This window comes from Paracoccus sp. S4493, from assembly GCF_000967735.1.
GTDB lineage: Bacteria > Pseudomonadota > Alphaproteobacteria > Rhodobacterales > Rhodobacteraceae > Paracoccus > Paracoccus marcusii.
The window spans coordinates 1-19610 of the sequence record NZ_JXYF01000038.1; the positions used below are offsets into that span (position 1 = coordinate 1).

A 19610-nucleotide genomic window follows, 5' to 3' on the forward strand; every position below is an offset into this window, starting at 1 on the left:
GGGGCCGCGTCGCGCTTACATCATAACGCGCAGGCTGAAAGCTTTATGAAAACCCTGAAGGTCGAGGAGGTCTATCGAGCCGGTTACGAGACTTTTGCCGATGTGGCAGTCCGCTTGCCGATCTTCATTGAGCAGATCTACAACACGAGAAGGCTTCACTCAGCCCTCAGCTACAGAACCCCCGAGGAATTCGAAACCCTGTTTGCCCAGAAAGCGGCTTAGTTCGAATGGTGCCATGTGGCCCAGCCCATGGGGTTCACTCCATACCCGGCTCAGTTCTGGGTGGAAATCAACAGTGACAAGAGGTGCACAGCAAGCATAGAGCAGGCGCAGCGAAAGTCGGCTTTCCTTCCTTCGTATCGGCCTTTGAGTTGACGGGTACACGAGTCCTGCAACTGCAGCGGACTTCTGGAAGGTCCCGCATAAATGACGGATGGGGGCTATCGTGAACCGCCGGCTATGCGGGACCTTTCGGTCGTTCGCTGCAGGTGCAGCGTTACTGGCCCTCTGTTCCTAGGGATCGCCGCAAACGGTGAAATGCAGTTTGTAATTTGTGCAGCATAGCCGCTACTGTATCAGTTTAAGAGCGGACGATTGCTCCGCTAAGTCATTCGCAATCCGACAATACGCAGCAAAGACGTCGGACCCCGTCGAGACTACCCCTAGTTCCTCAGAAACGCATCGAGCACATGCACCCCTGCCTCGCTCAATGCAGTGGCGCCTGTGCGATATGGTGACTGCTCCGAGTTCAGCTCCCCGTAGATTGCGGACAATTCGACATAGCGGTCATGGTTGATCCGGTTCGACGCTGGCAGAGCCGATATGTCCACAATCGCGATGTTGGCAGCGCGTGCGGCTCTTTCCACCCTGGGATCGGCGACGTCCAGCGCGCCAACCCGGGCCCGGTGGCTGGAGAGCCGGGATGACAAATCCAAGGCTCGATCGTCCTGCGAGACCAGAAGGGTCATCGTTCGGGCCATCGGACCGATCACGGCAATCTGCGCCCGGAAAACATCGGGGTCAATGTCCGGGGCCGCCATGACGACAGACAACTGGTCCAGAACATCATCTTGTCCTTCCAGCTTTAATTGTCGCAGAGCCTCCATGGTCAGTAGCCCCCCCATCGAATGCGCAACGACCTGGACTGGGGCGCCCTCGGCGTCGTCGACCAGCGCGGACAGCGTTCGCGCCAGCCCGTCACGCGAGAAAGCCACCGCATCTTTGTCAGCCAGATAAGCAAAAGGGGACCCCGCAGACGGCCACGAAAACAGCACCGGCACTCCATCAGCCCGGGAATCGACGGAAAGCTGCACCAATCGATAGAGTGCCTCGGGGAAGTTGTGATTGAAGCCGTGAACAAAGACGACAACACCTGATCCCTTGCGCGGGTCATTGGACACCGCTGTTCGGAATTCGTCTTCCCTCATAATAGTGCTGTCCACCGTGGCAAAGCTGGTGGCCGGGTCAGTCTGACCCCCTGGCCACTCTATCCGCCCCGTTTGGTGTCCGGGGGGTGTCGACACCAAGAAGGTGGCATAGCTGGGACCAAGTGATGGGACATATCCAAAGTCTGTACTGCCTGCCGTACGGGGGGCACGCGTGGTTGCGACGTAGACCTGCGTGATCTGTGCATCTTCAACTATCGCCGAGGTCGGGCGAAGCACCTCGTTCGTTGGACGTGCGCCGCAGGCGGAAATTGTCATAACTAAAAATGCCGCAGTGATGGATCGCATCTGATGTCCGGGAACAAAACAGAAAGGTCTATTGGACCATCCTATCATTCTGGCAACTCCTCTTTGCCGATGCGACGGCTGCCTAGACACTTGGCTACTCGTGCTTACTGGCAGGAATACTCAGCGAGATGTCTCCTTTCGCGCTGAGTGCCGTCTGCCGAAACCCGAACATCCTCAATAAAGCATAGCGGGACATCTGCGTGTCATGATGACGCACGACGGCGGCAGAAATACGAGATTTTTCTTGTATGAAACTAACGCAACCTAAGGTTACCTTTTTGTGAAGAGGGCTCGATATTTTTGCCGGGCTTGCGGTCACAACGACAAAGGGTGCGCGATGTGCTTTGCCTGTTTTGAGGGTGTCAACAAGCCGGGAACACAGAGTTTTTGTCACTGCGGACGGCCAGAGACGCAGACGGCGATGCGCCGGATCGAGGCCGACATATCTCGTCGACAGATGATCGGCGGCATGGCGGCCGTGGTCGGGATGTTCGCGGGTTTCGGCCTTGCACCGCGGGAGCTTCGCGCCCAGACCCCGGCCCGCCCTCTGCTACTGACCAACCTCAGGTTGTTCGATGGAGAGACCTTGTCGATGCGCCAGGGCGTCGACATCCTGATCGAAGACGGGCGCATCGCCGGGCTTCCGGCGGCCGGTCAGGGCCCTGAGGACGCCGAACGCATCGATTGCGGTGGGCGCAGCGTGATCCCCGGACTGATCAATGCGCATTGGCATGCCACGCTGGCATCGGTCAGTCAGGTCGTTGCCTTGACGCAGGATATCGGGCTGGTCCATCTGCTGGCCGGCCAGCAGGCCGGTGCCACGCTACAGCGCGGTTTCACCACCGTGCGTGATGTGGGCGGACCTGCCTTTGGCCTGAAGGCCGCGATTGACCGGGGTGTGGTCGAAGGCCCCCGCATCTTCCCGTCGGGCGCAATGATTTCTCAGACATCAGGGCATGGCGATTTCCGCTTTCCCAACCAACTGCCGCTGATGCCGTCGGACAAGGCGGATTACGCCATGCAAAACGGCATGACTGCCATTACCGACGGGCCCGCCGACGTGCTTCGGCGGACGCGCGAGCAGCTTATGAAGGGTGCCAGCCAGATCAAGATCATGGCGGGCGGTGGGGTCGCCTCTCCCTCTGATCCAATCGATTCCACGCAGTTCCTGGAAGAGGAGATGCGCGCGGCCGTTCAGGCGGCCGACGACTGGAACACATATGTCTGCGCCCATGTCTATACCTCGCGCGGGATTCAGCGCTGCATCCGCGCCGGCGTGAAGTCCATCGAACACGGCCAGCTGGCTGACGAGGAGACAGTCCGAATGATGGCCGATAACGGCGTCTGGTGGTCGCTGCAGCCCTTCCTGGCCGACGAGGATTCGAACCAGTATTCCGATCCTGCCGCCATCGCCGCGCAGAAGATGGTGGCCGAGGGCACCATGCGGGCCTTTGATCTTGCGCGGACGCACAGCGTGAACTGGGCCTTTGGCAGCGACGTGCTGTTCGGCGGGGCCGAAAAGCAGGGCCGGCATCTGACCAAGCTGGCGCGCTTCATGTCGCCGCTGGAGGCGCTGCATCGTGCGACCGGGGCGGCGGGGCAGCTGCTGGCCATGTCGGGACCGCGGGCCCCTTATGACGGCCAGCTTGGCGTGATCGCGCCCGGAGCCTTTGCCGACCTGCTGGTCGTCGAAGGCGATCCGGAGGCTAGCCTCGCCTGGTTGGAGGACACCGGCAATCTGCGGCTGATCGTCAAGAACGGCCGCATCCACAAGAACAGCCTGTGAAAGGAAGATGACGATGCGTTTGACCAAGCTGCTGGCGGCGATGGCCGTGATCGTTCTGCCTGTCCTGCCCGCTGCCGCGCAGGACAGTGCCTGGCAGGGCCAGGCCACGGCCTATGTCTGGGGTGCTGGCCTCGGCGGCGATGTCACGCCCTTCACCGGCGCCACAACCGTCGAGGTCGACAAGTCCCTGTCGGACGTCCTCGACAATCTGGACGGCGCCATCTTCCTGTCTGGCTATGCCCGCCGCGACCGCTTCGTGTTGATGGGTGACCTCAGTATCGCGTCGGCCAGCGAAGAGGGGATGGTGCCGCCAGGCATTCCAGCGCGCGCCAAGATCCGCCAAAGCTCGCTGACCCTGCTGGGTGGCTACAGGGCAGTCGATCTGCCGGAAATGCACATGGACGTCCTGGCGGGCGCACGACTGTGGCAGATCGAAGGGACAGCCGACGTCTTTGGTGGCGCGATCACGCGCAGCGGCGACAAGTCCTTTGCTGACCCGGTCTTGGCCGTTCGTGTGAACTACACCCTGTCGCCGCGCTGGAGCGCCCTGTTCTATGCCGATTATGGTGGATTTGACGTCGGAGGCTCACATGACACCAGCCAGATCGTCGCTACTGCCAACTATCAAGTAACCGATCAGCTTTATCTTTCTGGCGGCTATCGGCAGCTGAATGTGGATTATCGTGATGGCGGTACCCGGATTGACATGACGATGGCGGGGCCGATCATTGGAGCAACCTTGCGGTTCTAAGTTGCCGCGACTGCTAGCGCATGATGTTGCGCGGTTAGCGACGGAGGCTGAGTTGCTGCGATAGGCCGAGCGCTCATGCTGCGACTGCATTAGCTGCAGGTGGCATGAGTGTCGTCTATAGGCTCTTCGCGTCCATGCTGCCTGGCAGTCGAGAGGCTGCTTTTCAGAGATATGGTGATCGCGGGCACCGCGATCGCTGATCCAGGAGACAGCCGCGCCTCCGCTTCGCACTGGCACCGCTGACGATCTTTCATTTCGTTTTTCGCCTGCCATCCGGCCGGCGATCCGAACACGGGCTGTGGTGCCGCTGCGCGTCAGCCTCCACGGAGAGATCCGGTTCCTCCCACGCGCAAGCGCGCGGGTCCCTCCCAATTTCACCGCTCCAGCCCCGTGTGTCGGATCACCGTCCGGCCGCAGGTCGGGCTGCGCCCACCCTGCTTTGCCCTTCGAATGACATCAGGTCATCCAAAGTGAAACGCAGCGCTGGCTTCACCACTGGCGGAACAAGAAGGAGCGGGCGGAGATGTCGGGTCACCTAAAAGGCAAAGCCGTAACAGAAACGGCAATTTTGCATGGTGTTCACAAAAAAGGAAAAATGGTGCACCCGGAGCGATTCGAACGCCCGACCCCCAGATTCGTAGTCTGGTGCTCTATCCAGCTGAGCTACGGGTGCAACATGCGGTGGGAATTAGCGGCCACGCCGGGGGGATGCAAGGGCGAAAAGACAAAAAGATGACTCCTTTTGGCAAATCGTCCTTCAGCGCGCCGCGGCGTCGGCGCGGGCCGACAGATCGGCCATCCCGCGGGGGATGTGGATGCAGAACTGGCTGCCCTCGGCATCGCTGCGCAGCAGGATCAGCCGGCCCCCGTGCCCACGCACCAGATCGGCCGCGATCGTCAGACCCAGGCCCGTGCCGCCGCGGCGCGTGCTGCCCGTGAAGGGCTTGAACAGGTACTCGCGCGCCTTGTCCGGCAGGCCCGGTCCCGAATCGCATACCTTGATCCACCAATCGCTCTCTGCCTCGCCGGCGCCAATCTCGACCGTGCCGGGGCCGCCGGTCGCCTCGATCGCCTGGCGGGCATTGCGGGCCAGGTTGGCCAGCACGCGGTACAGCTGATCGCGATCGGCGCGGATCACCAGGCTGGGGGGAATGTCGGTCAGGAACTCGACCCGCCCTGCCGCCTCCCCTGCCAGGGTCTCGGCCTCGATCACCTCGGCAGCCAGCTGCGCCAGGTTGAAGCGTGACAGCGTCGGCGCAGGCTCCTCGGCCTTGCCGAAGGCCAGCGTCGTCTCGCACAGGTTCACGGCGCGGGTGATCGAATTGACCAGCTTGGGCGCGGCGCGACGAACCTTGGGGTCGGCGCTGTCCTCCAGACGGTCGGCAAAGATCTGCGCCGTGGTCAGGATGTTGCGCAGGTCGTGGCTGATCTTTGCGATCGCCTGGCCCAGCTGTGCCATCCGCTCCTTCTGCTTGAGGGCGGAGGTCACGGTCTGCTGCATCGACTGCAGGGCGGTCTCGGCCTCGCGCAGTTCCGCAAGGCGCGCGTCGGGGATGATGATGTGGCGGCTGTCCTCGGGCGCGCTGGCATAGGCGGACATGTGGGTGATCACGCGGCGGATCGGCACGAGGATCATCCGTTGCGCGGCTGTGAACAGCAGGACCGCCGTCAGGATCGAGAACGCGGCCGATACCGCCAGCAGGCGCAGGCCGTAGTCGATCATCGCCTGACGCAGCGGCGCGGTCTCCATGGTGATCTCGATCAGCTGGCCCGCCTGGTTCACCGGTGCGCCGATGACGCGGATCACGCGATTCTGTCGGTCGGCCAGCGCCCGCAGCGAATCGCCGATCGTGTGCAGCACGCCTTCGGACCGCAGATCATACGTCGCGGCGATCGGGCCCGGGATGGGCGACGACAGGACCAGCTGGCGCACGTCGTTGCGCCGCAGCACGACGTTGAACACGCCGGCCGTCTGCAGGAGCTCGGCCTCCAGGTCCAGGGCGATCGATTCGTCGGTGGCCAGCAGGGCCAGGCTGGCGATCTGCGCCCGTTCCAGCCGGCTCTCCAGATAGTCCAGCCGGAAGCCCGCCAAGGATGGCAGCAGAATGAACAGCTCTGCCAGGATGACGAACATGGTTGTCAGCGCGGCGAATCGGCCAGAGATCGTGTTCAGTCGCATCGTGTCCGGGTTATGGTGTCGCGGGCCGGACTTGTCAGCCAAGCGATTGCGGGTTTGCACATCAAACGAATGTGATCGTGACCCGGTTCCCGGACCGATTGGCCCGTGATTTACCGGTTTGGATGGTTGACGTGGGCCTGCGGGTCCACTATCCAGCGGGCTTCGAACAACCGGCGTCGTGGCGCAGGGCAGTCTTCTGCAATCTGCCCCGTCCCGATCCGCCCCGCAAGAACCGACCCGGAGACTGATCATGAAGCGCACCTTCCAACCGTCGAACCTCGTTCGTGCGCGCCGTCACGGCTTCCGCGCCCGCATGGCCACCAAAGGCGGCCGTCTGGTGCTGAACCGCCGCCGCGCCAAGGGCCGCAAGCGTCTGTCGGCCTGATCATTCGTGATCCTGCCGGCGGTCACGACCGCCACGTAAAGGCTTTCGACATGCCGCCTCTGCCCCATCCTGCTGAAGTTCAGCCCAAGGATGTCGGCACGGCGGCATTTCGCATGCCGCCCGTCCTGCAGAAACGCGCCGATTTCCTGGCCGCCGCCCGTGCGCGCCGTCAGGGAATGCCGGGCTTCCTGCTGCAGGCCCGCAGGCGGGACGATGACGGCCCGGCACGGATCGGTTTCACCTGCTCCAAGAAGATCGGCAATGCCGTGGCCCGCAATCGGGCCAAGCGGCGCCTGCGCGAGGTCGCCCGCCTTGGGCTGGGCGATCTGGGTCATGCCGGATGGGACTATGTCCTGGTCGGACGCCCCGAAGCGACCATCGCCCGGCCCTTTGCCGATCTGCAGGGCGATTTCGCGCGCGCCATGGCCAAGATCCACGCATGAGCCCGCTGGCGCGCCTTGTCGCGCTGCCGGTGCGCGGCTATCGGCTGCTGGCCTCTCCTTGGGTCGGGCATGGCTGCCGGTTCCAGCCGACCTGTTCGGCCTATGCGCTGGATGCGCTGGCCCGCCACGGCGCCCTGCGCGGCAGCTGGCTGGCCCTGCGACGCATCGGGCGCTGTCATCCCTGGGGCGGGCACGGCTATGACCCGGTGCCCGGCGCCGATCCCGACCATGAAAGGGCCCGCGATGCTGGACGACGCTGACACCACCGAGATCCACCCCCTGTTCGCGGGCGCCCCCCAGGGGACCGAGTTCCGCAAGCTGCGCAAGCGGCTGGTCCGCGAGACCCGTGCCGCGATCGAGGATTACGCGATGGTCCGCCCCGGCGACCGTTGGCTGGTGTGCCTGTCGGGCGGCAAGGACAGCTATACCCTGTTGGCGATCCTGCACGAGCTGCAGTGGCGCGGGCTGCTGCCGGTCGAGCTGTTGGCCTGCAACCTGGACCAGGGGCAGCCCAACTTTCCGGCCACGGTGCTGCCCGAGTTCCTCAAGGCGCGCGGCGTGCCGCACCGGATCGAATACCAGGACACCTATTCCATCGTGAAGGAGAAGGTCCCGGCCGGCCGCACCTATTGCGCGCTGTGTTCGCGTCTGCGCCGAGGCAACCTGTACCGCATCGCGCGCGAGGAGGGCTGTTCCGCCGTCGTGCTGGGCCATCACCGCGACGACATGCTGGAGACGTTCTTCATGAACCTGTTCCATGGCGGTCGCCTGGCCACCATGCCGCCGAAGCTGCTGAACGAGGATGGCGACCTGACCGTCCTGCGCCCGCTGGCCTATGTGGCCGAGGACGATTGCGACCGCTTTTCGCGGGCGATGAACTATCCCATCATCCCCTGCGATCTGTGCGGAAGCCAGGAAGGGCTGCAGCGCGTCCAGGTGAAACGCATGCTGGACGAATGGGAGGCGCGGACGCCCGGACGACGGCAGGTGATGTTCCGGTCGCTGATGAATGTCCGGCCGTCGCACCTGCTGGATACTGAACTATTCGATTTTTCCGCGATTTTCCCGCCCGAACAGGGTGATAAGCCCGCCCTTCCGCCGATCCTGCGCGATCTGGCCGGGGAACATTAACGGTACGACAAGCAATTTGATCTATTCCTGACCCCGGTGATTCCGTGAAAGGTCCGGTATGTCAAAGAATGCGAACCGCTTGTTCTCGCCCCTCCGCAGGCTGCTTGGCGGCGCCAAGCGGGGTCAGGACCTGTCCCGCAGCCTGCTGCTGATGCGGCTGGAGAACACCGAAGCCCTGGGCAACATCCTGGACAAGGCCGCGATGGGGCACCTTATGGTGCAGCTGTCGATGACCCTGGGTGGCGCGGTGCGTCCCTATGATCCGGTGCAGGTGCTGGCGCCGGGCCTGTTCGCCTTCGTGCTGCGCGACCGGACCGACCGCGACGCGCTGCAGGTCGCGCGCAGGCTGCACCAGCAGGGACAGACGCCCGTCGCCCTGTCGGGCCAGCAGGTCACCCCGGTGATGACCGGCGTTCTGATCCATGCAACGACCCCCGACCTGCCCTCGATCACCGCGCTGGTCGACAATGCCCGCCAGCGGATGAACCTGGTCGAGGATTGCGCCCTGGGCCAGCTGCGCCTCTATCCCTACGACCCTGCCCTGTCCGGCCCGGGCCTGATCGCGACCGTCAGCGACGCGGTGGTCGCGGCGCAGATGGAGGCATGGTTCCAGCCGCAGGTGTGCTGCAATTCCGGCCAGATCACCGGGTTCGAGGCGCTGGCCCGCTGGAACCACCCGACCCGCGGCATCCTTGCCCCGGGGGTGTTCCTGCCGCACATGTCGCCTGCCGATCACAACACCCTGACACTGTTCATGCTGGCGCAGTCCATGGCCGCGCTGAAGACCTGGGACAAGGCCGGGTTCGACGTGCCCACCGTGTCGATCAACATCTCGAACTGCGAACTGTCGGACCGCGGTTTTGCCGACTGCCTGCTGTGGGAGCTGGATCGCCACGAGATCTCTCCACGCCGCCTGGTGGTCGAGGTGCTGGAAAGCGTGGGCCCCGTCACCAGCAGCGGAGAGACCCGCGAGAACCTGCGCAAGCTGGCCGAGGCCGGATGCCAGATCGACCTGGACGATTTCGGCACCGGCTATGCCAGCCTGGACGCGATCCGACAGTTCGGCATCAACCGCATCAAGATCGACCGCAGCTTCGTCACGGCCTGCGACATCGACAACGGCCAACAGCGGATGATCCTGGCGATCCTGGCCCTGGCCGAGCGGTTGGGCATCGCGGCCCTGGCCGAAGGGGTTGAAACCCGCGAGGAATATGCGTTCCTGGCGCAGATGGGCTGCGACGAGGTCCAGGGCTATGCCATCGCCCGGCCCATGCCGCTGACGAAAAGCCTGGACTTCCTGGCCAGCCACGCGGACGCCGCGGCGCGCCTTCCCACGATCGGCCTGCGCGGCTGACACCCGCCCCATGGACCCGCGCCCCGCGGTCGCACGCGCGGGGCGTTTCGGCGAATTCCCTTGCATTCCTGCGTCAAATGGCAAATCCGCTTGACCTTTGGGGGTGCGTTCTGTTGAACCGCCCAGACTGACGCGATGACGGTGGTGACGGAATGGAAGACAACAACCGCAATTTGATCCTGGCAACGGTCCTGTCGTTTCTGGTGATCCTGGTATGGTATACGGTCTTCGCCCCCGAACCCGTCTCCGACCAGCCCTCGGGGCAGCCGCTGACGGAACAGGTCGTGGGCGACCAGCCGCTGGCCACCCCCGGAACGGGAGCGGCCACGACGGCCCCCGCCGACCTGGCGGCCGAGCCGGATGCCGCAGAACCCGCCGGCCGGGTCGCGATCCAGTCGTCGGCGCTGTCGGGGTCCATCTCGCTGGCCGGCGGTCGCATCGACGACCTTCTGCTGACCCGCTATCAGGAAACCCGCGACGAGGGGTCACCGGACGTGCGGCTGCTGACGCCGTCCAGCGCGACGGCCGATGACAGCATCCCCGTCGACAGCGCCCAGTACAAACCCTATTACGTCGTCTATGGCTGGACGCCCGGACCGGGCGTGGACGCAAGCCTGGTTCCGAACCCCGCAACCGTCTGGACGCTGGAATCGGGCGAGACGCTGTCCCCCGGTCAGCCGGTGACGCTGGCATGGGACAACGGCGCGGGCCAGATCTTCCGCCGGACCTTCGCGCTGGACGACAACTACCTGTTCACCGTCGGCCAGAGCCTGCAGAACAACGGCGATGCCGCGTTCTCGGCCGCGCCCTACGGCATCATCGCGCGCCATGGCCGCCCCGACACTCAGAACAACTTCATCCTGCACGAAGGCGTGGTCGGCATGGTCGACGGCACCCTGGTCGAGATGAAATACGACGACGTCGCCGAACTGGACCCGATCGACCGCGAAGGCCGGGCCGAGGTCTATAACGTCACCGGCAACGGCTGGATCGGCTTCACCGACAAGTACTGGATGTCCTCGCTGGCCCCCGCGCCCGGCCAGGCCTTCACCGCGGTCGTAAAATACGCCGACGGCGCCGACATCTATCAGACCGAGGCCCGCTTCCCGATGCAGACCGTGGAGCCCGGCACCCAGCTGAGCGCCGACAGCTACCTGTTCGCCGGCGCCAAGGTCTGGGAGGTTATCCGCGGCTATGAGGAGACCCCCGGCATCCAGCGCTTCGTCGATTCGATCGACTGGGGCTGGTTCTACTTCCTGACCAAGCCGATCTTCCAGCTGCTGCACTGGCTGCACGGCATCATCGGCAACATGGGCTGGGCGATCATCGCGCTGACCTTCGTGCTGAAGACGCTTGTCTTTCCGCTGGCCCGCAAGTCCTACATCTCGATGGCGAAGATGAAGGAACTGCAGCCGCAAATGGAGGAGATCAAGGCGCGCACCGGTGACGACCGGATGAAGTTCCAGAAGGAAGTGATGGAGCTCTACAAGCGGGAAAAGGTGAACCCTGCCGCGGGCTGCCTGCCGATCCTGCTGCAGATCCCGATCTTCTTCTCGCTCTACAAGGTGATCTTCGTCACCATCGAACTGCGCCATGCACCGTGGTTCGGCTGGATCCAGGATCTGTCCGCACCCGACCCGTCCAGCCTGCTGAACCTCTATGGCCTGCTGCCCTATGGCGTGCCGGCACAGGGGACGCTGCTGCACTCGGTCACGCTGCCCGCGCTGGCGATTGCCCTGGGCATCAGCATGTGGATGCAGCAGCGTCTGAACCCGGCCCCCACGGACGCCGCGCAGAAGATGATCTTTGCTTGGATGCCGTGGATCTTCATGTTCATGCTGGGCGGCTTCGCCTCGGGTCTGGTGCTGTACTGGATCACCAACAACGTGATCACGATCCTGCAGCAGTACACGATCATGTCGATGCACGGGCACCGTCCGGACCTGTTCGGCAACATCAAGTCGTCGATGCCCACGCGCAAGCGTCCCGGCAACAAGCCCGGCGCAGGAAAGTGACCGCGCATCTGGCCCTGATCCGCCGCCATCCGATCAAGTCGGTCGGCGGAGAGGGGCTGGAGCAGGTCACCCTGCAGACCGGCCGTCGCCTGCCCGGCGATCGTGAATGGGCGGTGCTGACAGAGGCCGGTGAACGCCACGCCTTGGCCCACCAGACCGACGGACAGCCGGATCGTTGGCTGCCCAAATCCTGCTTCCTGCGCGGCGTCGTCTCGGCCGACCTGCAGGCCATCGTCGGCGGGTGGCGGGACGGCATGCTGCACCTGTCCCACCCGCGGGCTGGCACGCTGGTGCTGGATCCTGCCACCCAGGGACAGCAGTTGATCGATTGGTTGCGCCCGCTTTGGCCGACCGATGCCCCTGCCCCCACCCGGCTGGTGCATGGAGCGGCCGTCTGGACCGATCAGAAGCGGCCCTTTGTGTCCATCCTGTCCCTGTCCAGCCTCGCCCATCTGGAAGCTCAATGCGGCCAGGCCTTCGGCACGCATCGGTGGCGCGGCAACCTGTGGGTCGATGGCTGGGCGCCCTTTGCGGAGCGCGACCTGATCGGCCGCACCATCCGCATCGGCGCGGCAGAACTGCGGGTCACCGAACATGTCGGCCGCTGCGACGCCACCAGCGCGGATACCGACAGCGGGACGCGCGATATCGACATGGTCCAGACGCTGGACCGGCTTTACGGCCACACCGATTTCGGCATCTTCGCCGAGGTTGTCACCGGCGGTCCGGTCCGCCTGCAAGATCAGGTCCACGCATGAAAGTCGCCTTTCCCACCGCCCCCGATCCCGAAGCCTCCAAGGCAGAGCAGGCTCGCCTGCTGTTCGCGGGGCCGGTCGATTTCGTCAAGGGCGTCGTCCACATGGACGGCCTGCCGCCGCCGAACCGTCCCGAAGTCTGCTTTGCGGGCCGATCGAACGTAGGCAAGTCCAGCCTGATCAACGCGCTGACCGGCCGCAAGGGTCTGGCCCGCGCGTCGAACACACCGGGCCGCACGCAAGAGATCAACTACTTCGCCCTGGGCGAGCACTCCTATCTGGTCGACCTTCCGGGCTATGGCTTTGCCAAGGCCCCCGTCGCCGTCGTCGCGAAATGGCAAGCGCTGCTGAAATCCTACCTGGCCGGGCGTCAGACCCTGCGCCGCGCGTTCTGCCTCATCGATTCGCGCCATGGCGTGAAAGATGTCGACCACGAGATCATGACCCTGCTGGACCGGTCCGCGGTGCCGTTCCAGGTGGTGATGACCAAGACCGACAAGCTGGGCCCGAACGCATTGGCCCCGGTCCTGGACCAGGTGCGCGAAGCGTTGCAGAAACACCCTGCCGCCTATCCGGAACTGGTCGTCACCAGCTCCGAAAAGAACCAGGGCATCGCCACGCTGCGCGCGATCATCGCCGGGCTGGACTGATCGGCGCATGCGTCCTAGGGTCCGCCCCGTCAGATCGGGGCCCCAAGGATGAGAACACAGAACATGAACCGTGACTGGATCGCCACCGCACGCACCCTATCCGAAGCTCTGCCCTACCTGCAGCGCTATTCCGGGGCGGTCGTCGTGGTCAAGTTCGGCGGAAACGCCATGGGCGACGACGAGGCGATGGCCGAATTCGCCCGCGACGTCGTGCTGATGAAGCAGGTCGGCATGAACCCGGTCGTCTGCCATGGCGGCGGGCCGATGATCAACGACCTGCTGGGTCGCCTTGGCATCGAGAGCCGCTTTGTCCGCGGCAAGCGCGTCACCACCAAGGAGACCGTCGAGGTTGTCGAGATGGTGCTGTCCGGCCTGGTCAACAAGCGCATCGTCCAGGCGATCAATGACGCAGGGGGCCGCGCGGTCGGCATCTCGGGCAAGGACGACGACATGATGGTGTGCGAGGCCGACGACCCGGAACTGGGTTTCGTCGGTCGCCCGGTCGAGATGAACGTCCAGATCATTCGCGACCTGTATACCGCCGGGATGATCCCGGTCATCGCCCCCGTCGCCACCGGCATGGAGGATAACGAGACCTTCAACGTCAACGGCGACACCGCGGCGGGGGCCATCGCCGGCGCGCTCAAGGCCGACCGCCTGCTGCTTTTGACCGATGTCGCGGGCGTCAAGGACGCGACCGGCCAGGTGGTCACGCAGCTGCATCCCGACCAGGTCCGCGCGATGATCGCCGACGGCCAGATCGCCGGCGGCATGATCCCCAAGACCGAGACCGCGCTGAAGGCGCTGGACGACGGGGTGCGTGCGGTGGTGATCCTGGACGGACGCGTGCCCAACGCCTGCCTGCTGGAGCTGTTCACCGAACACGGCGCCGGATCGCTGATCCGGACCACCGAACCGCGCGTGACCCCGCGCGGCCTGCGTCAGGTCGCCAGCAGCCTGTGATCGGGGCGCTGGCGAAGGGCGCTTGCCCCTTCGCCAGCGCCTGTGGCAGGCTGCCGAAACCGACAGCATGGCACAAAGAGGCAGCATTTTCATGACCCCACTTGGACACAGACGCCTGATCCTGACGCGTCATGCGAAATCGGCCTGGGACGATCCCACCCTGGACGATCACGACCGGCCGCTGAACGACCGCGGTCGCCGGTCCGCGCGCGCCCTGGGCGACTGGCTGGCCAGCCGCGGGTATGAACCCGAGGAGGTCCTGTGTTCGTCCTCGGCCCGCACGCAGGAAACCTGGGCCGTCATCGCCGGTGCTCCCCTCGAGGTACGGCCGCTGATGAGGATCGAGCCGGGCCTGTATCAGGCGGGCGCGGAAAAGATGATGGCGGTGCTGAAGACGGCGACGATGCCGACGGTGATGATGCTGGGCCACAACCCGGGCATTTCGGAATTCGCATCGATGCTGCCCGCGCGCCTGCCGATGGACCCGGATTTCCGCCGCTATCCGACCGGCGCAACGCTGGTGGTGGATTTCCAGATCGACAGCTGGGCCGACCTGCAGAAGGGTCAGGGCAGCGTGATGGATTTCGTGCGCCTGGACGGGCGCATCTGAGGATGTCCGGCGGGGGCTTTGCGCCCCCGCCGTCGATCAGTGACCCAGGATCTGGCTGAGAAACAGCTTGGTCCGCTCGGATTTCGGGTTGTTGAAGAAGTCGGTGGGATTGTTCTGCTCGACGATCTGACCCTGATCCATGAAGATTACCCGGTTCGCCACGGCCTGCGCAAAGCCCATTTCGTGAGTGACGCAGATCATGGTCATCCCCTCCTCGGCCAGCTCGATCATGGTGTCCAGGACCTCCTTGATCATCTCGGGGTCCAGGGCGCTGGTCGGCTCGTCGAACAGCATGATCTTGGGCTGCATGCACAGCGACCGGGCGATGGCCACGCGCTGCTGCTGGCCGCCCGACAACTGGCCCGGATATTTCCCGGCCTGTTCGGGGATCTTGACCTTTTCAAGGAACCGCATCGCGGTCGCCTCGGCCTGCTTGCGTGGCACCTTGCGCACCCAGATGGGCGCCAAGGTGCAGTTCTCCAGCACGGTCAGGTGCGGAAACAGGTTGAAGTGCTGAAAGACCATGCCGACTTCGGAACGGACCTTGTCGATGTTCTTGATGTCGCTGGTCAGTTCGACCCCGTCGACGACGATATGGCCCGCCTGATGCTCCTCCAGCCGGTTGATGCAGCGGATCAGGGTCGATTTCCCCGACCCCGACGGACCGGCGATGACGATCCGTTCCCCCTTGTGCACGGTCAGGTCGATGTCGCGCAGGACGTGGAACGTGCCGTACCACTTGTTCATGTTGCGGATGTCGATGGCGACCTCGTCGCTGACGGTCATCTGGCTGCGGTCGATGCGGCGTTCGATGTGTTCCATAACCAGGGTCCTTACCTGTGGTCGCGTTGCAGGCGGCGTTCCAGATACATCGAGTATCGCGACATGCCGAAGCAGATGAGAAAGAAGATGGCGCCGACGAAAATGAACGGCTCCCAGTAGATGCCCTTCCATTCGACATTGGCGCGCACCGCGTCCGACATGGATTTCAGCGGATCATAGAGCCCCACGAAGGTCACCAGCGTCGTGTCCTTGAACATGCCGATGAAGGTCGACACGATCCCCGGGATCGAGATTTTCAGCGCCTGCGGCAGCACGATCAGGCGCTGCGCCTTCCAGTAGTCCAGGCCCAGGGCATCGGCGGCCTCGTACTGCCCCTTGGGCAGCGCGGCCAGACCGCCGCGGATCACCTCGGCCATGTAGGCGGCGGCGAAGATCGTCACCATGATGATGACGCGCAGGATGATGTCGAAATTGGTGCCCGGGGGCAGGAAGTAGTTCAGCAGCAGCGAAGCCACGAACAGCAGCGTGATCAGCGGCACGCCGCGGATGAACTCGATGAAGATCACCGCCAGCGACTTGATCAGGAACATGTCCGACTGACGCGCCAGCGCCAGAACGATGCCCAGGGGCAGTGACAGCGCGATGCCCGCCACCCCGATGGTCAGCGACAGCAGGAAGCCGCCGAAACGGTCCGACCGCACCGCGTCGATCGACAGCGGAAGCAGCGCCTCGGCATCGCGGGCCGCGTCACCTGCAAGCACCAGCCAGAACAACACCGTCACCAGGATCGCCACGACCGTCGCCAGCATCGGCGACACGCGTGACAGCGCACGCCAGGCAAGCCAGCCCAGCAGCGGCCCGACCAGCACGAAGATCGGCCCCCACAGGGTGCCGCCCCACAGGAACCATACGCCCAGCAGCGGATAGACCAGCGAGAAGGGCAGCATCCAGCTGATGTTGCGCTCTGATGCGACCAGTCCCGCGACAAGCACCGCGGCCGCGAAGATCAGCCAGCCCGCCGGTGCGCCCAGCACGACCATCGCCCACAGCGTGACGACGGCGGTGATGCCCAGCACCACGCGGCGGATCGACAGCGAGGCCGAGAACAGCACCGGCGCCAGCGCGACCATCAGCAGGCCGAAGGTCATCGTGGGCCGCCAGTACAGCTCGACCGGATAGAAGCCGAAGACGTACTGGTTCCAGCGTTCGCGGATCACCGCGAAACAGGCGCCGCGGGCGCCCTCGCCCCAGGTGGCCGCGATGATCGCGCGGCATTCGTTCAGGCTGGAGGCGTTCCAGACCGAATGGGCGAACCAGTCCCAGAAGGTCGAGACCAGGAACCAGATGATCAGCGCCCCCAGAAGGGTCAGCACCGTGTTGACCGGCCCCGAGAAGAGGTTCGTCCGCAGCCAGCGGATCGCCCCCGATTCGCGGACCGGCGGCGCGGCCGAGGGCAGCATGGTGTCGCGCACGAAGGGCACGGTCTGGGCGTGGGTGTCGCTCATCTCACCGCTCCTTCAGTTTGACGCGGGCGTTGAAGACGTTCATCCCCGCGGAAATGATCAGGCTGAGGGCCAGATAGGTCAGCATCATCAGCACGATGGCCTCCAGCTCGCGGCCGGTCTGGTTCAGCGTCGTCCCCCCCAGGGTGCCGCGCAGGTCCATGTAGCCCACGGCGATTGCCAGCGAGCTGTTCTTGGTCAGGTTCAGGTACTGAGAGATCAGCGGCGGAATGATCACGCGCAGCGCCTGCGGCAGGATCACCAGGCTCATGGTGCGGTTCGGGCGCAGGCCCAAGGCGAATGCCGCCTCGGACTGGCCGCGGCTGACGGCCAGGATGCCGGCGCGCACGATCTCGGCGATGAAGGCGGCGGTGTACAGCGTCAGCGCCAGCCACAGCGCGACCAGCGAGTTCGACACGTTCAGCCCGCCGGTGAAGTTGAAGCCCTGCAGCGTGGGCGGCTCCAGATGCAGGCCGAAATACCAGATCAGCAGCAGCGACGGCACGATCATCACCGCCAGCGACATCCACCAGGTGGTGGGCCGGCTGCCGGTGCGGTCCTGCACGTCCTGCGCCCAGGACGCGATCATGCGGCGTGCGAACCACCCCCCGACCAGCAGCACGACAAAGGCGATGGTGGCCCAGTTGAAGGTGATGCGCGCGCCCAGGTCCAGGCTGCCCGGATCGTTCATCATCGCCAGCGTGGGCAGCGCGGTATAGCGGTTCGTCAGCGCCACGTGGTCAAAGAGGATCATCCCCGATGTCGCGGCCTCGCCCCGGAAGGCGTTGGGCGGCGGCAGGATCTCGGTGAAGATCGCATAGACGATCAGGATCCACAGCAGCAGCGGCATGTTGCGGAAGATCTCGACGAAGACGGTCATCAGCCGGGCGAACAGCCAGTTCTTGGACAGGCGCGACACGCCCACGATCACGCCCAGGACCGTTGCCGCGATGCAGCCCAGCACCGCCACGATCAGCGTGTTCAGCAGGCCCACGACCGATGCGCGCAGGTGCGAATCGTCGGCGGTATAGGGGATCGGCGTCTGCGGGATGTCATAGCCCGCGCGCTGGAACAGGAACCCGAAATCGAAGCTCTTGCCCATCAGGGCCAGGTTGCGGATCGTGTTGTCGACCAGCCACCATGCGGCGGCCATGACCAGAATGAACACGATGACCTGAAATGTCAGGGACCGATACCGCTGGTCGTTGACCAGCATGCTCAGCCGGAACGGCGGCGTCGCCGTTGCCCGGATGTCCGTCATCTTTCTTACCCCTGTCGCCTGCCATCGGCTTTGCGCCGTTTTTCGCTTGGGCAGGATTATCGTTGATGGAGGGTCGGGGTCGGGCCCGTCATGGGTCCGACCCCCTGTCGTGTCAGCCGATCAGCGGAACGGCGGTGCGTAGAGCAGGCCGCCCTGGGTCCATTGCGCGTTCAGGCCGCGGGCCAGGCCGATCGGGGTCTGCTCGCCGATGTTGGCGGCAAAGATCTCGCCATAGTTGCCGCCCGCCAGGATGGCGCGACGCGCCCATTCGGCGTCCAGGCCCATCATCGCGCCCAGCTCGTCCGTGGTGCCCAGAAGGCGCTGAACCTCGGGGTTCTCGGACGACCGGACCAGCTCCTCGATGTTGCGCGAGGTCACGCCGTATTCTTCGGCGGCGATCAGCGCGTTCAGGGTCCAGCGGGCGATGTCGCCCCAGTTGCTGTCGCCGTGGCGCACGGCCGGCCCAAGGGGTTCCTTGGAGATGATCTCGGGCAGGATGATGTGGGTTTCCGGGTCGGCAAAGGCCGCACGGGTGGCCGCAAGGCCCGACGCGTCGGTGGTATAGGCGTCGCAGGCGCCGGCCATGTACTGCTGCTCGCCCTCGGCATTGCTGTCGATGTTGACCGGCGTATAGGTCATGTTGTTGGCGCGGAAATAGTCGGCCAGGTTCAGCTCGGTCGTGGTGCCGGTCTGGATGCAGATCGTCGCGCCGTCCAGTTCCTTGGCCGAGGTCACGCCCAGATCGGACCGGACCATGAAGCCTTGGCCGTCATAATAGTTCACCCCGATGAAATCCAGCTTCAGGTCGGTGTCGCGCGAATAGGTCCAGGTCGAGTTGCGGGCCAGGACGTCCACCTCGCCCGACGACAGCGCGGTAAAGCGCGTCTGGCCGGTGGTCGGCACGAATTTGACCTTGGCGGGATCGCCCAGGACGGCTGCGGCCAGCGCGCGGCAGAACGCGACGTCAAAGCCGGTCCAGTTACCGCTGGCGTCGGGCGCCGCGAATCCGACCAGGCCGGTGTTGACGCCGCAGTTCAGCTCGCCGCGCTCCTTGACCTGGGCCAGCGTCGACCCCTCCTGGGCCATGCCCATGCCTGCCAGCAGGGTCGCCGCGGCCGCCGTCCCCAGGAAAACCGATTTTTTCATAGTTACCTCTGTGTTGGAGCGCCCGCGGCCGATCGGTCCGCGAACGCTGATGCGGACCCTTCGGGGGGTCCTTGTCGGCATAGCACGACAGCGGCTGCCGTCCTATTAGGCGGTATTGTGCCGATACAAGTTGCCGCGTCAAGAACCCCGTCCGGTCGCGCAA

19 protein-coding genes and 1 tRNA gene are annotated in these 19610 nt (G+C 64.7%); 13 read left to right on the forward strand and 7 right to left on the reverse strand.

Annotation, left to right across the window (positions count from 1 at the left end):
- Positions 1-222: integrase core domain-containing protein (locus TW83_RS07315; RefSeq protein WP_045982123.1), on the forward strand; the 222-nt coding region annotated here is incomplete at its 5' end.
- Positions 223-662: 440 nt separating this feature from the next.
- Here the strand turns inward: TW83_RS07315 and TW83_RS19760 are convergent.
- Positions 663-1427: an alpha/beta fold hydrolase gene (locus tag TW83_RS19760; RefSeq protein WP_162198030.1), complete on the reverse strand. Its 765-nt coding sequence runs from the start codon at positions 1425-1427 to the stop codon at positions 663-665.
- A gap of 775 nt (positions 1428-2202) precedes the next feature.
- On the opposite strand from TW83_RS19760, the gene TW83_RS07325 reads away from it, so the two are divergent.
- A complete protein-coding gene (locus TW83_RS07325) occupies positions 2203-3519 on the forward strand; it encodes an amidohydrolase family protein (RefSeq protein ID WP_239441306.1) in 1317 nt (438 codons plus the stop codon).
- Positions 3520-3532: 13 nt separating this feature from the next.
- Positions 3533-4270: an outer membrane beta-barrel protein gene (locus TW83_RS07330; RefSeq protein WP_157001393.1), complete on the forward strand. Its 738-nt coding sequence runs from the start codon at positions 3533-3535 to the stop codon at positions 4268-4270.
- Positions 4271-4866: 596 nt separating this feature from the next.
- Here the strand turns inward: TW83_RS07330 and TW83_RS07335 are convergent.
- Positions 4867-4943, reverse strand: a tRNA-Arg gene (locus tag TW83_RS07335).
- 84 nt (positions 4944-5027) lie between these two features.
- Positions 5028-6449: a HAMP domain-containing sensor histidine kinase gene (locus tag TW83_RS07340; RefSeq protein ID WP_045982127.1), complete on the reverse strand. Its 1422-nt coding sequence runs from the start codon at positions 6447-6449 to the stop codon at positions 5028-5030.
- 250 nt (positions 6450-6699) lie between these two features.
- Here TW83_RS07340 and rpmH point away from each other — a divergent pair, with 250 nt between their 5' ends.
- From rpmH to TW83_RS07390, 10 genes are all read left to right on the forward strand, one after another.
- A complete protein-coding gene (gene rpmH / locus TW83_RS07345) occupies positions 6700-6834 on the forward strand; it encodes a 50S ribosomal protein L34 (protein ID WP_042247969.1) in 135 nt (44 codons plus the stop codon).
- 113 nt (positions 6835-6947) lie between these two features.
- On the forward strand, positions 6948-7277 hold the full coding sequence (gene rnpA / locus TW83_RS07350; RefSeq protein WP_071209473.1) for a ribonuclease P protein component: 330 nt from the start codon (positions 6948-6950) through the stop codon (positions 7275-7277).
- Positions 7274-7537 (forward strand): membrane protein insertion efficiency factor YidD, encoded by a 264-nt coding sequence (gene yidD, locus TW83_RS07355; protein WP_045982129.1) that lies wholly within the window; start codon positions 7274-7276, stop codon positions 7535-7537. The genes rnpA and yidD overlap by 4 nt, the downstream gene beginning before the upstream one ends.
- Positions 7521-8408: a tRNA 2-thiocytidine(32) synthetase TtcA gene (ttcA, locus tag TW83_RS07360; RefSeq protein WP_045982130.1), complete on the forward strand. Its 888-nt coding sequence runs from the start codon at positions 7521-7523 to the stop codon at positions 8406-8408. The genes yidD and ttcA overlap by 17 nt, the downstream gene beginning before the upstream one ends.
- 79 nt (positions 8409-8487) lie before the next feature.
- Entirely contained in the window at positions 8488-9762 is a 1275-nt protein-coding gene (locus TW83_RS07365) for an EAL domain-containing protein (protein ID WP_162198031.1), read from the forward strand.
- Between the two features lie 152 nt (positions 9763-9914).
- The gene (gene yidC / locus TW83_RS07370) at positions 9915-11777 is read left to right on the forward strand and encodes a membrane protein insertase YidC (protein WP_045982131.1); all 1863 of its coding nucleotides are present in this window, start codon (positions 9915-9917) and stop codon (positions 11775-11777) included.
- The gene (locus tag TW83_RS07375) at positions 11774-12535 is read left to right on the forward strand and encodes an MOSC domain-containing protein (RefSeq protein WP_045982132.1); all 762 of its coding nucleotides are present in this window, start codon (positions 11774-11776) and stop codon (positions 12533-12535) included. The genes yidC and TW83_RS07375 overlap by 4 nt, the downstream gene beginning before the upstream one ends.
- On the forward strand, positions 12532-13182 hold the full coding sequence (gene yihA, locus TW83_RS07380; RefSeq protein WP_045982133.1) for a ribosome biogenesis GTP-binding protein YihA/YsxC: 651 nt from the start codon (positions 12532-12534) through the stop codon (positions 13180-13182). The genes TW83_RS07375 and yihA overlap by 4 nt, the downstream gene beginning before the upstream one ends.
- Before the next feature lie 63 nt (positions 13183-13245).
- Positions 13246-14145, forward strand: a complete 900-nt coding sequence (argB, locus tag TW83_RS07385) for an acetylglutamate kinase (RefSeq protein WP_045982134.1) — start codon at positions 13246-13248, stop codon at positions 14143-14145.
- Positions 14146-14236: 91 nt separating this feature from the next.
- On the forward strand, positions 14237-14755 hold the full coding sequence (locus tag TW83_RS07390; protein ID WP_045982135.1) for a histidine phosphatase family protein: 519 nt from the start codon (positions 14237-14239) through the stop codon (positions 14753-14755).
- 36 nt (positions 14756-14791) lie between these two features.
- On the opposite strand, the gene TW83_RS07395 is transcribed toward TW83_RS07390, so the two are convergent.
- From TW83_RS07395 to TW83_RS07410, 4 genes are all read right to left on the reverse strand, one after another.
- Positions 14792-15577 carry an amino acid ABC transporter ATP-binding protein gene (locus TW83_RS07395; RefSeq protein WP_045982136.1) on the reverse strand — a complete coding sequence of 262 codons (786 nt, stop codon included), beginning with the start codon at positions 15575-15577 and terminating at the stop codon, positions 14792-14794.
- A gap of 11 nt (positions 15578-15588) precedes the next feature.
- On the reverse strand, positions 15589-17043 hold the full coding sequence (locus TW83_RS07400) for an amino acid ABC transporter permease (protein WP_045982137.1): 1455 nt from the start codon (positions 17041-17043) through the stop codon (positions 15589-15591).
- Between the two features lies 1 nt (position 17044).
- Complete coding sequence (locus TW83_RS07405; protein WP_045982138.1) at positions 17045-18301, reverse strand: ABC transporter permease subunit; 1257 nt, start codon at positions 18299-18301, stop codon at positions 17045-17047.
- A 120-nt stretch (positions 18302-18421) separates the two neighbouring features.
- Positions 18422-19447 carry an amino acid ABC transporter substrate-binding protein gene (locus TW83_RS07410; protein WP_045982139.1) on the reverse strand — a complete coding sequence of 342 codons (1026 nt, stop codon included), beginning with the start codon at positions 19445-19447 and terminating at the stop codon, positions 18422-18424.
- Positions 19448-19610: the final 163 nt, after the last annotated feature.